The following is a 12,484-nucleotide window of genomic DNA, read 5'->3' as shown; positions in this document are numbered from 1 at the left end:
CACCAAAACCAAGAGAGAGGCAACTGCCTCTCTCTTGGTTTTTATCGCTGTTCTTGCCGCGCGTTAAGCCTGTGTGAGCATGCGACTCAGCGCAGCCACTCCAGCGTGGGCCAGCCCAGCTCCTCGGCCTGCTGGCGCAGCGCGGGGGCCGGATTGACCGCATGAGGATGGCTCACCGCCCGCAGCATGGGCAGATCGTTGTGGGAGTCGCTGTAACCAAAGCTCCCCTGCCAGAGGTTGTCCCGCCCGGCAAACAGCTGGTTGATGCGGGCCACCTTGCCTTCGCGAAAACTGAGAGTGCCGCGGGTCTGGCCGGTCAGCATCCCCTCCTCCTCATCGAGCAGGATGGCGACACAGTGATCCATCCCCAGCATCTTTGCCATGGGGGCCACCAGATGCTCGCCGGAAGCGGAGATAAGTACCAGCTCGTCACCGCGCTCCCTATGCCACTCGATGCGCGCCAACCCCTCGGGGTAGAGGCGCTCACGCAGCACCTGCTCGGCAAAGTGGTGGCACTGCTGGCTGAGCCACTGGCGCGACTTGCCCACCAGCGGCTGCAGGGTGAAGGCCATGTACTGGTGCATGTCCATCTTGCCCTGATGGTAGAGGGACATCATCCCCTGCTCCTCGGCCACCATGCCCGCCGGAGCCAGCTCCTGGGCCACCATGTACTCCAGCCAGAGGCTGGCGGAATCCCCGGCAATCAGGGTCTCGTCCAGATCAAACAGTGCCAGTGCCATGAGGGCTCCTTGCGGTAACAACGAAAATGAAATGCGGCCTCATGCTACCTCACAGAGCTGATCCCGGGCCACCGCCAGGGTCACGGCACTGCCGGTGGCCAGCAGATCGCAGGCAGAGCGGTTGAGGCAATCCACCGTCAACAGCCCCGCCTCGCACTCCACCTGATAGCGGATCACGTTGCCGAGCAGCTGTTGCTGGCGAATGATGCCGGGCAGGCTGGGTTCGCTGCTGGCCGCCCCGGCGGGCAGCAGGGTGATGGACTCCGGCCGCAGCGCCAGCTTGCCCTGAAAACGGGGGCCGAACAGCGACTTGCCCTGTTCTGCGCCGAGCAGGTTGTAGTTGCCGATAAAGCCCGCCACAAACTCGCTGGCGGGGCGGGTGTAGATCTGCTCCGGCGTGCCGCTCTGGACGATGGATCCCTTGTTCATCAGGAAGATCCGATCCGACAGGGTGAGCGCCTCCTCCTGATCGTGGGTCACGAAGATGGTGGTGAGCTCGAGGCGCTGCTGGATCTCGCGGATCTGCTGGCGCAGGCTGCGGCGAATGCGGGCATCCAGCGCCGAGAGCGGCTCGTCCAGCAGCAGGATCCTTGGCCGTACCACCAGGGCGCGGGCGAGCGCCACCCGCTGGCGCTGGCCACCGGAGAGCTCCCCCGGATAGCGGCGCTCAAAGCCGGTCAGCTCTACCAATTCCAGCGCCTCCTGCACGCTGGCGGCGAGATCCCGTCCCGGCTGGGGCTTCATCTTGAGGCCGAAGGCAACGTTGTCCCACACCGTCATGTTGGGGAACAGTGCATAGCTCTGGAACACCATGCCGATGCCCCGCTTCTGGGGCGCCTGCCAGGTGATATCTTCACCGGCCACTCGCACCTGACCACCATCCACCGGAGTGAGCCCGGCCAGCGCCCGCAGCAGGGTCGATTTGCCACAGCCGGAGGGGCCGAGCAGGGTCACCAGCTCCCCCTTGCGAATGCCGAATTCGATCCCCTCGAACACCGGAGTATCGCCGTAGGATTTATGCAGTTGATTCACTTCTAGATGGAACATGTTGATTCACCGATGAAATCTGTTCGCCGCCCAGGTGAGCAGCAGGGTCAGCAGGAAATAGCTCATCACCAGCGCACTGGTGAAGTGGCCCGAGGTTGAACGCATGTTGTAGAGGTAGACCTGCAGGGTCTCGTAACGGGTGCCCACCAGCATGTTGGCAAACACGAACTCGCCGAGCAGGAAGGAGAGGGAGAGAAACAGCGCCGCCAGCAATCCCTTGCGCAGGCAGGGGATCACCACCAGCAGGAAGGCGCGGGCGCTGCTCGCCCCCAGCAAATGGGCGGCATCCATCAGATCTTTCAGCGGCACTCCCTGCAGGCTGTTGGCCAGCGCCCGGTACATGAAGGGGAGCACCACGGTGAACCAGGTGCCGATGAGGATCCACGGCGTGCCGATAATCGGCAGCGGGCCATCGGCGTAGATCTGCAGCAGCCCGACCGAAGAGACCACCGGCGGCACCGCGAAGGGGAGCAGGATCAGCAGGTTCATCCAGGGATCCAGCCTGGGAAAGTAATAGGCCACCACCAGCACGGTCGGCACCAGCACCAGCGTCCCCAGCAGCAGGGTGGCAAAGCAGACCAAGAGGCTTCGGCCAAACGCCGCGAGAAAGCGCGGATCGCCCCACAGTTTGAGGTACCAGTCGAGGGTGAAGCCATCCGGCAGCAGGGTCGCCCCCCAGCGGGTGGAGATGGAGTAGAGAAAGGTGGCCAGCAGCGGCAGCAGCAGGGTGGCGACCAGCCCACCCAGCACCCACTTGGGCCAGCGCGGCGTCAAATCATGCATGGGATTGCCCCCTGTTCACATAGCTCTTTTTCAGCAGCCACTGGTTGGCGGCCGTCACTACCCCCAGCAACACCATCAGGATCACCGCCAGCGCCGCCGCCATATTGGGCTCGAGGAAGATATCGCCGGAGACCAGGCTCGCCACTCGTATGGTCACCAGATTGAAGTTGCCGGTGGTGAGGGCGTAGGCGGAGGCATAGGCCCCCACCGCGTTGGCGAACAGGATGATCAGGGTGCCGAGCAGGGCGGGAGTGAGCACCGGCAGTGCCACGTGCCACACATACTGCCCCTTGCTCGCCCCCAGCAGCGCCGCAGCCTGCGGCCACTCATCCTGCAAGGCATCGAACGCCGGGTAGAGCAGCAGCAGGGCGAGCGGGATCTGGAAGTAGGTGTAGATGAGGATGAGGCCAGACCCCGAGTAGAGGTTGAAGCCGTCGATCAATCCCCAGGATTTCAGCAGCAGGGTAACGGCGCCATTGATGCCGAGAATGATGATGAAGGCGAACGCCAGCGGCACCCCGCTGAAGTTGCCGGTCATGGTGACAAAGGCCAGCAGCAGCCGCTTGACCCGCTCGCCGCTGTGGCGCAGCGCCGCCGCCCCGAGCGTGCCGATGGCAAGCCCCGCCAGACTGGCGATACCGGCGATGCGCAACGAGTTGCCGAACGATTGCAGGTAGAAGGGGGAGCTCAGGATCTCCCGGTAGTAGTCGAGGCCCCAGCCATCGGGGGTCTGAAAACTGCCCACCAGCACCCACACCATGGGGGCGAGCTGGAACAGGATCATCAAGAGGACAAAGGGCAGCAGCACCAGCGCGGGCAGCCAGTGGCGGCGCACCTTCTGCTTGGTTGCCACGGGTTGATCCACCAGGATCTCGGTGGTTGCAGGCATCATCAGTGCACCTCACGCATAAAGGCGGCCTTGAGCAGCGGTGGCGCTGCCGGCTTGTCGTGGGAAATGCCCAGCAGATCCGCCATCAGGGCGCAGAGCTGGGTCTGGGCAATCGCCACCCCATCCGGCCAGCGCTCGATAAAGGCATCGCCAAACAGCCAGAGCGGTACGGTGCGCTCTTCCGGCAGGGTGCCGCCGTGGCTCAGGTCGTTGTTCATGCCGTGATCCGAGGTGACTACCACCTGATACCCCTCCGCCAGCCACTGGGGCAGCAGGTCGGCCAGCAGGCTGTCCATCCGGCGCGCCTGATTGCGGTACTGGCGGGAATCGAGACCAAACTGGTGGCCGGCGTCATCCACCCCCATCGGGTGGATCAGCAGGAAATCGGGGTCGTACTGGCTGCGCAGCCACTCGCCGTCCATCAGCAGATGGCTGTCGGGGTAGCCGTCATCCCAGTAGAAGCAACCATGCTGGATGGGTAGCTGCTCATCGTGAGTAAAGCGATCGCGGGCCGCCAGCCAGGGGCTCTTGTTGTAAAGCTCGCTCACCCAGTAGTAGGCCGCCGCCGCGGTGCGTTTACCCGCGGCGCGGGCCAGATGGAAGATGGAGTCATGCAGACTGAGACGACTCACCCCGTTGTGGGTGATACCGCTCGCCACCGGCGGTACGCCGGTCAGGATGCACTCGTAGAGAGGCCGGGAGAGAGATGGCAGGGCTGCATTCAGGGTCGTATGCAGGCCCCGCCCCGCCTCCACCATGCCACCGAGGTAGCCCATGGTGTGGGCTACCTCGGCTGCCAGACCATCCACAAGTACCACTATCACCTTGTGTTGCACTGGATTCCCTTACTGCATGTTGATCATGACGGTTTCTTGCCACTGACGCGGCAGGGCCTTGGAGCTCTGCTCCCAGGCGGCGTGATCCTGCACCGGTTTGGCATTGGCATACTGCTCGGCGGGCAGCAGCTTGGCTTTCACATCATCCGGCAGGGTCACGTTGCTGCGGATTGGGCGGGCGTAGCCGCGGGCCAGGTTGATTTGACCGGCATCGGAGAGGATGTATTCACGGGCCAGCTTGGCGGCGTTGGGGTTCTTGGCCCACTTGTTGATGATGGTGGTGTAACCGGCAATGACGGAGCCGTCACTCGGGATCACCACATCAAACTTCTTGGGGTCGATCTGGTCGCGGTAGTTCAATGCGTTGAAATCCCACAGCACACCCACTTCCACCTCGCCCTTCTCGATATTGGCGATGGTCGGGTCGTTCAGCGACAGGCGACCCTGCTGGGCCAGCTTGCCGAACAACTCCAGCGCCGGCTTGAGGTTCTTCTCGCTGCCACCGGTGGCATAGGCCGCCGCCAGCACGCCGTTGTTGGCTTGCGAGGCAACACCCACATCACCCAGCGTCACCTTGTAGTTGCCGCCCAGCAGGGATTGCCAGCTGGTGGGGGCAGCCTTGACCAGATCCTTGTTGATCAGGAAGGCGATGGTGCCGGTATAGGCCAGCATCCAGTGGCCGTCCGCATCCTTGGCCCAGTTGGGAATATCGGCCCAGGTGGAGGGCTTGTAGGGTTGGGTGACCCCCTGCTTGACCGCAACCGGGCCGAAGGCGCCACCCACGTCGCCGATATCGGCGGTGGCGTTGGCCTTCTCGGCGGCGAACTTGGCGATCTCCTGCGCCGAGCTCATGTCGGTATCCTGATGCTTGATGCCGTAGATGTTGCCCAGCTGCTGCCAGGTATCCTTCCAGTTGGCCCAGCTATCGGGCATGCCGATACTGCTGAGCTGCCCTTCGCCGCGAGCGGCCTTCTCCAAGTCCGCAATATTCTCCGCGGCATAGCTATTTGCAGCAAAAAACGGCTGGCTGATGGCCACCAGGGCCAGTGCACTTGCGATCACGCTTTTCATCATCCCATCCCTCTGGACTAGGTCAGTTAAGGTTCGAGAGGGATGCTAGAGGGGAAATATGACGGTGGCGGGGCGCTTTGATGGCAGTTTGATGACAATCACCCTGTCACGCCGCTGTCATCCAGCGCGGTTACAACTCTGAACCCGAGTGAGGCTGGACTACTCCAGCAAGGGCTGAACCAACAAGGGCTAGGCCAGCCCGCACAGCCAGAATGAGCGACAGGGATATCAGCGTGATTGAACCGAGATTGAGCGAACGGGTAGCGGCCGATGGCCGCGCCTCCAAGTGTGAACAGATTTGCCAGACCCTGCGCCGCTATATCGGCAGCGGCCAGCTGGCGGCCGGGCAACAGCTACCCGCAGAACGGGCGCTGAGCGAGCGCTTCGCCACCACCCGCATCACCATCAAGGAGGCGCTCTCCAGCCTCGAAGCGGATGGCCTTATCTACCGGGCCGAGCGGCGCGGCTGGTTCGTGGCACCGCCCCGCCTCACCTACGATCCCGCCATCCACACCCACTTTCACCAGTGGATCGGCGAGCAGCAACGCACCGCCGAAACCCGGGTACTGGCCCACGGCAGTGCGCTTGCCAGCAGCGAACTCTGCCGCTGGATGGGGTTGGAACCTTTTACCCCGATCTATGAAATCCGCCGCCAGCGGCTGATCGACGGCCGCCCGGTGCTGCACGTCAGCCACCACCTGCTGGCGAGCCGCTTTCCCGATATCGCCAGTGCGCCGCTGGCGAGCTCCCTCACCGAGCTCTATCAGCAGCGCTATGGCATAGGCCAGGGTGGCGCGAGTCTCGAGATCACCCCCTCGGCGGCGCGAGGCGCCATCGCCCGCGCCCTCAATCTGGCGGAGGGGAGTGCCGTGCTGCGGCTGGTGCGGGTCAACTACGACGAGCGGGGCGGTCTGGTGGATTGCGATATCGAGCACTGGCGACCGGATGCGATCCGTATCTGCCTTGATACCCGGGCGTTGCAACCCATCATCGCCAAAGCGCAGCCCGTGCAACTGGCAGAGTAGCCACGTTCAGGCTCATGAGCAGATGCGGATCCCGCAGGATCCGCCGGGATCAGTTGTCGATATTGGGGATCATGTCGTCGAAGCTCTGGTAGCCGCAGTCGGCCAGTTGCAGCGACATGGTGTAGGTCTTGGCGTGCTCCTGCTGACCGATGGCGGGGCGGTTGAGCTTGATCTCCTGATGCCAGTACTCCTTCATCCGGTCGATCAGCGCCATCGCCTCCCCCTCGTTGAGGTGCAGCTGACAGAGTGCCATATAGTTGTTCGACTTGTGCATGTTCTCCACCAGATACTCCCCCAGCACCGACATCGCCTGCCGCGCCTGCTGGCGGGCGAAACGGCTGTGCTGCTCGAAACTGATCCGCTCGCTGATCAGGAAGTGGTAACTGTTGTCGATACCGAGCTGCAAAATGCCGAGCTTCTCCAGCTTGCGCAGATAGAGATAGCAAGAAGCATCGGTCAGGCCGTACTCCCGCTTGAGATCGATCAGGGTCTTGTCGCGCCAGAAGATATTGGCGAGAAAGGCGTAGAGCCCCGGCTCGTTGTGAAACGCCTCGTCCTGCTCCTGGGTAAAGACGGCGCGGCGGCTCTGGGCGTCCTGAGTGCGATCCAGCAGCTCCTCGAACGAGAGTCCCACCAGATGGCAGATCTCCAGCAGAGTATCGAACGGCAGCGAGGGCTTGTTCATCATCCGTTTCACGGTCGCGATGGAGACACCCATCGCCTCCGCCAGCGTCTGATAGCGGATCCCCTTGTCGGTCAGGGTCTTCTTCAGGGTGTCGAGAATATTGTTGGCCAGGGTCTGGCTGTAGGTCATGCCACTATTCCTTGTTATCGCACTTTCATTGCATGGTTATGCCGAGTCAGCTTCTGACCTGTTTTTACCTTCAAGGCTCAGATATTGACACCGAAAAAACAGCCTAGAGAAAAAATTGCCGCATATTCCCGTGAGGACAGACCAGTTGAACGATGAGGTCGCAGAATGTGACACCAGACAGTGCATATCTTTCAACCCGCAAACATTTTGCTAGTGCTGCATAGAACATCGCGCATAATCGAAACGTATCGAATTCAAAACCCTTCCTGGTTGAGAAATCGATTGTTTGCTTCCAAATTTTTATCTTTTAAACCGCAAGGTTTTTTCTCTTTCCTGGCATTGAGCGGGCTTGCAAAAGCACCGCTCTTTTCTTTTGCCCGCATCCGGCGATAAAAGCAACACCCGCCCCTATCCCATCGCTCAAATCGCCATTGCCACCCGCTATCGGGCACAAAAAAAGCGCCTGCCGATGGCAGACGCTTGCATCCTGATTTCAGCAATCAGATATAGCGGATCGCGGTCAGCACCATCACCACCGCCATGCTCGCCATCATGGGGACGAAGGTGCGTTTCACCACATCCACCGGGCTCAGATTGGCGATACCGGCGACCGTGATGATCACCCCGGCCACCGGCGAGATGGTGCGGCCAATCCCGGCGGCAAACAGGATTGGCACCAGCAGCAACAGCGGGTTGATGTCGAACTGGCCGGAGACCAGCGGCACGATGGGAATAAAGGCCATCACCGGGGCGTTGCCCGAGCCGGTGATAAAGGCGGTCAGCAGGATAAAGAGCGAGAAGACCAGCGACAGCCCGAGCGGATTGAGATCGAACGACTTGGCCAGCTCGATCAGCTGGGTGATGGCGCCGATATTGGTGAGACCGGCGGAGAAGAACTCGGCCGCCAGCATCAGGGTCAGCACGCTGCCAAAGATCATCCCGGTACCGGTCAGCCAGGCCTCAAAGTTGGCGAACGCCTTGTTGAGAGAGCGGTAACGCAGCGCCTCGATAATGATGCAGAGCGTCATGGTAGACATCATGGCCACCGGAATGGTCATCTTGATGGCGCTGACAAACAGCTCGGAGAAGCCGAACAGAAAGACGAAGGGGATCACCGGCAACAGGGCGTAATAACCCGGCGTGTTCTCGTGTTTCGCCTCCAGCTCGTGCAGATACTTGCCCCGCTCGGCGGCCGCGTCGTGGCCATCTTTGCGGTCACAGTGGCGCTGCCACATGATGTTGACGAACGGAATGGTCACCAGCAGCGCGATCTGGAACAGCAGCTGATGGTTCACCACGAACGGCATCACCTCGATATTGATCGCCTTGGCACCGATCACCGCATTGATCTGGCCGGGGCCAAACTCCCACGCGGTGGGGATAACGATGGTCGCCACCGCCGTCTTGGCGCTGATCCCGGCGTTGCGCAGCAGCGGATAGAGGGTGCCCATCAACAGCAGGGAGAGCGAGGTTGCCCCGGTGATAAAGACATAGAGAATGGAGACCAGCAGCAGGATGATCGCCAGCAGCAGATAGGGGTTCTTCAGCGCCATGATAGGGCGCGATGTGGCCTTCACCAGCGCCGCCGAGGCGCCAATCTGGTTGAGGTAGGTCGCCACCCCGGCGATCGCCACCAGCGTCAGACCGGTGGAGGCGAGGCGGGAGTTGGTCACCATGGCGAACTTCTCCCACAGGTCGAAGAACCAGAAGCCCTGACTGTTTTCGGCTGGCAGGATCGACGAGATCCCCGCCCACTGGGCATACGCCAGCAGCACCAGACCCGCGGTCAGCAAGGTCGCCTGCGGATTGAACCGCTTGAGCATGGCGTAGGCAACCAGCCCCACCACCACCAGAATCAAGATTGTTGACATAAACATACCCCTGTTACTGCACGATTGCGGCCCAATCACAGCGAAGATGACTTCTGACAATTGGGATTCGGGAGGGTATCAGTGACAATCTGAAAATAGAATTGGCTGGTGTGATCACCACCGCAATAAACAATATTTCGGCAACCATCCGCTGCGACACAAATATATCGCTAGCACAATCACGGTGTGCATGATGCGGTGATGGTCGCACTTATTTATTCGCGACTGTGCGGCGCTTCATAAAATAGAGAATGTGCTCATCATCGCTATTTTCAGCAGGAAAACACAGATCCTCTCTCCTGCCCCCGCCGCGCCATGACGCCCCTCTCCAACCAGCTACCAAGGTCGGCAGACAACAGCATGACCTCTCGGCTGACAGCACCATGACGAGCCGTTCCGGCCAGCGGGCAAGATGCGCAACTGACCGCGAAAGAGACTACGGATGAACAAAAATACAGCAAAAAAACTGGATTAATGAACCAGACTCCAGAGCAAAAATGCAATGACCGGCAAAAAAAAATAGCGTATCCCTCCTCGCGAGGCCGCGCACAAAAAACCGGCAAACCGTTGACAATCGGCACGATTGACAAGCGATTAATTAACGAGCGACTGGTAATCGGCCGGGACATGGCCAGGGCAGAAAAATAGCCAGCCAGATCAAGCGCGTCCCGCCAATATCGTGCCAAATAACCGCCAGAGAATATTTCGCCTTATTTTGGTCACTTATAAATAAAGTGATAGCTCTAAACAAACCATTATTTGAACAACCACAAACAGCCCGTCATTTATATCCAACCATTAACTGGTCAGCGATGGGTTGTTATTATCAAACGGCCTCTCTATACTGCGCGCCCTCTGATATAGAGACCCGATGGAATATAAATAAGCTTCATGGATGAGGCCATTCAATCACACGCAGTTCGCATTAACAGGGCAAATCCATCCATGAACAAGTTCAATAAAGTTGCAATGCTCTCTCTGCTCGGCCTGACCTTCAGCGGTGCCGCTTGCGCCCAGGGCTGGTATGTCGGTCTGGACCTCGCCACCTCCAAGATGGATCTCGATGGCGCGGCCCAGCAGGCCTATGACGCCAAGATCATCGATGACCAGCTCGATGGCGGCAGCCTGATCGTCGGTTACGACCTCAACCACTGGCTGGCTATCGAAGGGGGCCTGCACGCCCAGCAGATGAGCCAGCTGATGTGGGTCAACGCCCCGGGCCTGACCGGCTTCACCGACACCACCATCGACACCCGCAGCATCAGCCTGGCCGCCAAGCTGAGCCAGCCACTGGCCTGGGGTTTCAGCGCCTACGCCAAGCCGGGCATCGCCTACACCAGCACCGAAGTGGAACTCATCGGCAGCGGCGCCATGCTGGGCTACCGCGTTCAGGGCAACCTCAACGAGACCAAAGGCACCCTGCACCCCAATCTGGAAGTGGGTCTGGACTACGCCTTCAACGACCACTTCTCCGCAGGGATCGGTTACGAGCGCCAGTTCAACGCCCTGAGTCTGGGTGACGAGCATTACTCTCTGGATACCTTCAAGCTGGGTCTGCGCTACCACTTCTAAGTCGCGCCGCCCCTCTCGTGTGCTGATGCGCAAAGCGCAGATACAAAAGGGCCGCAGGTTTCACGCCTGCGGCCCTTTTTGCTGCCCTTTTTGCCACACGCTGCGCGTTAGCAGATCTGGTCTTTGCCCAGCTGCTTGGCCTGATAGAGCGCCCGATCGGCCCGCACCATCAGACTCTCTTTATGCTCATCCTGCTGATACTCCGCTAGCCCGAAGCTCATGGTCGCAGGGGCATGGGGGCAGATGGACTCGCTCGCCATCAATGCCTGCAGCTTGGTCGCCACCACCATGGCATCCTCGCGGTTCGTATTGGGCAACAGCACCATAAACTCGTCGCCGCCCCAGCGAGCCAGCAGATCGATCTCGCGGATATGGCTGCGCACCAGCGCCACTATGTTGATCAGGGTCTGATCCCCGGCGTTGTGGCCGTAGCGGTCGTTGATCTGCTTGAAGTTGTCCACATCCATGGCGATCACCGTAAAAGGCAGATGGAAGCGGCGGGCCCGCTCGCACTCCAGCTGCAGCGCCCGCTCCAACCGGTAACGACTGGCGGCACCGGTCAGGGCATCTGTCTCCGCCAACTGACGATTCTCCTCCACCCGCAGTTTCAGCTCCTCGTTGAGCCGCACCAGCTCGGCAGTGCGATCCGCCACCTGCTGCTCCAGCGAGTGGTTGCGCCGCTCCAGCTGCTCCAGCAACAGCTTGCTGGCGTGGATATCGCGGTGGGCGCCGATCATCCGCGCCACAGAGCCATCGGGATTGCGCTCAATGATGCGGCCACAATCCTCAATCTACAGGTAGCTGCCATCCCGACAGCGACAACGATACTCGGCACAATATTCGGAAGCCTGGCCGCTCAGACAGGTATCGAATTTGGCCATCACCCCGGCCAGATCGTCGGGGTGGATCACACCCTCCCAGGTGAAGACGGTATTGCCGAGGGTGTGCGGCTCGTAGCCCAGCATCCGGTACCAGCCGGGGTTGCGATAGACGAAACCGGTATTGGCATGCCAATCCCAGATGCCATCGCTAATCACCTCCAGAATGCCATGCACCACGGCTTCGCTGACATCCGAGATCCTGATCGTGTCACTGTCCTGCAGCATAGTGGCCATCCTTATTCTTCTGCCCCGCGCCACTGCGGGGAATCGCCATATTGTCGTGAAGCGCTACCTTGGCATATTGCAAAAAATCTGTCAGCCAGAACCCCACCGCACCACCGTTTCCCCGCTGGTCGGCCGCCAGTGACCGACCCCGAGTGCCAGTAAGTGTGGTTCACACTGTACCTTATTTACCGGATTTAACTCACGATTCAGCGAACTGGGGACGGGCTCACCGGACGGTGATGCAGGAGGTAATAAGCGACGCGCATTGCACCTTTTTGGCTGATATACAGGAGCGGTGGCATTCACTTCGTTTATTGCCCCTTACCTGACTTTACGAAGTCGGCATTGTGACAACCCGTTCCCCTCACCCTAGCCCTCTCCCAAAGGGAGAGGGGATAAAGCGGCATCGGAAATATGATCGCCAGCCACGTAGGTTCGATTAGCGAAGCGTAATCGGACAGCGGTAACGGCATTACTCCCTTCTCCTGTTTATTTAAAAAAGAGGAGAAGGGCTGGGGATGAGGGGAAGGTAAAAAGAGATTTCACTGTAAACGTTGGGCTTCGCTACGCTCAGCCACAACCTACACAATCGGTAGGTTGGTGCTGAGCCTACGAAGACCAACATACTCGATTACCCAATTACGCGATCGTCCGATTACGCTTCGCTAATCGAACCTACACATGCCCGATAAACCAGTGGTGTAAAATATATCAAAAAAAGCCCAATCTC

Annotated in this window: 10 protein-coding genes and 1 pseudogene; 2 read left to right on the top strand and 9 right to left on the bottom strand. The window is 60.1% G+C overall.

The annotated features are described in order from the left end of the window. Positions 1-86: 86 nt before the first annotated feature. Genes BSP75_RS00475 through BSP75_RS00450 form a run of 6 tightly spaced genes read right to left on the bottom strand, consistent with a single transcriptional unit; the run spans position 87 to position 5,366 of the window. Positions 87-740, bottom strand: coding sequence for an HAD family hydrolase (locus BSP75_RS00475; RefSeq protein ID WP_075111848.1), 654 nt, complete (start codon positions 738-740; stop codon positions 87-89). A 39-nt stretch (positions 741-779) separates the two neighbouring features. Then, the gene (locus tag BSP75_RS00470; RefSeq protein ID WP_075111847.1) at positions 780-1,787 is read right to left on the bottom strand and encodes an ABC transporter ATP-binding protein; all 1,008 of its coding nucleotides are present in this window, start codon (positions 1,785-1,787) and stop codon (positions 780-782) included. A gap of 6 nt (positions 1,788-1,793) precedes the next feature. Beyond that, positions 1,794-2,570 carry an ABC transporter permease subunit gene (locus BSP75_RS00465; protein ID WP_075111846.1) on the bottom strand — a complete coding sequence of 259 codons (777 nt, stop codon included), beginning with the start codon at positions 2,568-2,570 and terminating at the stop codon, positions 1,794-1,796. Next, the gene (locus tag BSP75_RS00460) at positions 2,563-3,462 is read right to left on the bottom strand and encodes an ABC transporter permease subunit (RefSeq protein WP_075111845.1); all 900 of its coding nucleotides are present in this window, start codon (positions 3,460-3,462) and stop codon (positions 2,563-2,565) included. The genes BSP75_RS00465 and BSP75_RS00460 overlap by 8 nt, the downstream gene beginning before the upstream one ends. Further along, positions 3,462-4,295 (bottom strand): alkaline phosphatase family protein, encoded by an 834-nt coding sequence (locus BSP75_RS00455; RefSeq protein WP_075111844.1) that lies wholly within the window; start codon positions 4,293-4,295, stop codon positions 3,462-3,464. Before BSP75_RS00455 ends, BSP75_RS00460 begins: the two co-directional genes overlap by 1 nt. A 9-nt stretch (positions 4,296-4,304) precedes the next feature. Continuing rightward, the gene (locus tag BSP75_RS00450) at positions 4,305-5,366 is read right to left on the bottom strand and encodes an ABC transporter substrate-binding protein (protein ID WP_075111843.1); all 1,062 of its coding nucleotides are present in this window, start codon (positions 5,364-5,366) and stop codon (positions 4,305-4,307) included. 212 nt (positions 5,367-5,578) lie between these two features. Here BSP75_RS00450 and BSP75_RS00445 point away from each other — a divergent pair, with 212 nt between their 5' ends. Next, on the top strand, positions 5,579-6,391 hold the full coding sequence (locus BSP75_RS00445; RefSeq protein WP_075111842.1) for a UTRA domain-containing protein: 813 nt from the start codon (positions 5,579-5,581) through the stop codon (positions 6,389-6,391). A 49-nt stretch (positions 6,392-6,440) separates the two neighbouring features. Here BSP75_RS00445 and BSP75_RS00440 read toward each other — a convergent pair whose 3' ends face one another. Both BSP75_RS00440 and dcuC read right to left on the bottom strand, forming a co-directional pair. Beyond that, positions 6,441-7,205: a helix-turn-helix transcriptional regulator gene (locus tag BSP75_RS00440; RefSeq protein WP_005336490.1), complete on the bottom strand. Its 765-nt coding sequence runs from the start codon at positions 7,203-7,205 to the stop codon at positions 6,441-6,443. A gap of 500 nt (positions 7,206-7,705) precedes the next feature. Beyond that, the gene (gene dcuC, locus BSP75_RS00435) at positions 7,706-9,076 is read right to left on the bottom strand and encodes a C4-dicarboxylate transporter DcuC (protein WP_042061647.1); all 1,371 of its coding nucleotides are present in this window, start codon (positions 9,074-9,076) and stop codon (positions 7,706-7,708) included. A 945-nt stretch (positions 9,077-10,021) separates the two neighbouring features. On the opposite strand from dcuC, the gene BSP75_RS00430 reads away from it, so the two are divergent. Continuing rightward, on the top strand, positions 10,022-10,648 hold the full coding sequence (locus tag BSP75_RS00430; protein ID WP_075111841.1) for a porin family protein: 627 nt from the start codon (positions 10,022-10,024) through the stop codon (positions 10,646-10,648). Positions 10,649-10,755: 107 nt separating this feature from the next. On the opposite strand, the pseudogene BSP75_RS00425 reads toward BSP75_RS00430, so the two are convergent. Continuing rightward, a pseudogene (locus BSP75_RS00425) lies at positions 10,756-11,754 on the bottom strand (sensor domain-containing diguanylate cyclase). Positions 11,755-12,484: the final 730 nt, after the last annotated feature.

The sequence above is a fragment of the Aeromonas sp. YN13HZO-058 genome, assembly GCF_001921245.1.
In the GTDB taxonomy this organism is placed as follows: domain Bacteria; phylum Pseudomonadota; class Gammaproteobacteria; order Enterobacterales; family Aeromonadaceae; genus Aeromonas; species Aeromonas allosaccharophila.
Note: the sequence above shows the minus strand (reverse complement) of the source record. Positions and strands in the feature narration are given on the sequence as shown.

What these genes read in the sequence shown, in the direction of transcription:
- BSP75_RS00475 (WP_075111848.1), bottom strand. Translation starts at nt 740, where the DNA reads ATGGCACTGGCACTGTTTGATCTGGACGAGACCCTGATTGCCGGGGAT.
- BSP75_RS00470 (WP_075111847.1), bottom strand. Translation starts at nt 1,787, where the DNA reads ATGTTCCATCTAGAAGTGAATCAACTGCATAAATCCTACGGCGATACT.
- BSP75_RS00465 (WP_075111846.1), bottom strand. Translation starts at nt 2,570, where the DNA reads ATGCATGATTTGACGCCGCGCTGGCCCAAGTGGGTGCTGGGTGGGCTG.
- BSP75_RS00460 (WP_075111845.1), bottom strand. Translation starts at nt 3,462, where the DNA reads ATGATGCCTGCAACCACCGAGATCCTGGTGGATCAACCCGTGGCAACC.
- BSP75_RS00450 (WP_075111843.1), bottom strand. Translation starts at nt 5,366, where the DNA reads ATGAAAAGCGTGATCGCAAGTGCACTGGCCCTGGTGGCCATCAGCCAG.
- BSP75_RS00445 (WP_075111842.1), top strand. Translation starts at nt 5,579, where the DNA reads ATGAGCGACAGGGATATCAGCGTGATTGAACCGAGATTGAGCGAACGG.
- BSP75_RS00440 (WP_005336490.1), bottom strand. Translation starts at nt 7,205, where the DNA reads ATGACCTACAGCCAGACCCTGGCCAACAATATTCTCGACACCCTGAAG.
- dcuC (WP_042061647.1), bottom strand. Translation starts at nt 9,076, where the DNA reads ATGTCAACAATCTTGATTCTGGTGGTGGTGGGGCTGGTTGCCTACGCC.
- BSP75_RS00430 (WP_075111841.1), top strand. Translation starts at nt 10,022, where the DNA reads ATGAACAAGTTCAATAAAGTTGCAATGCTCTCTCTGCTCGGCCTGACC.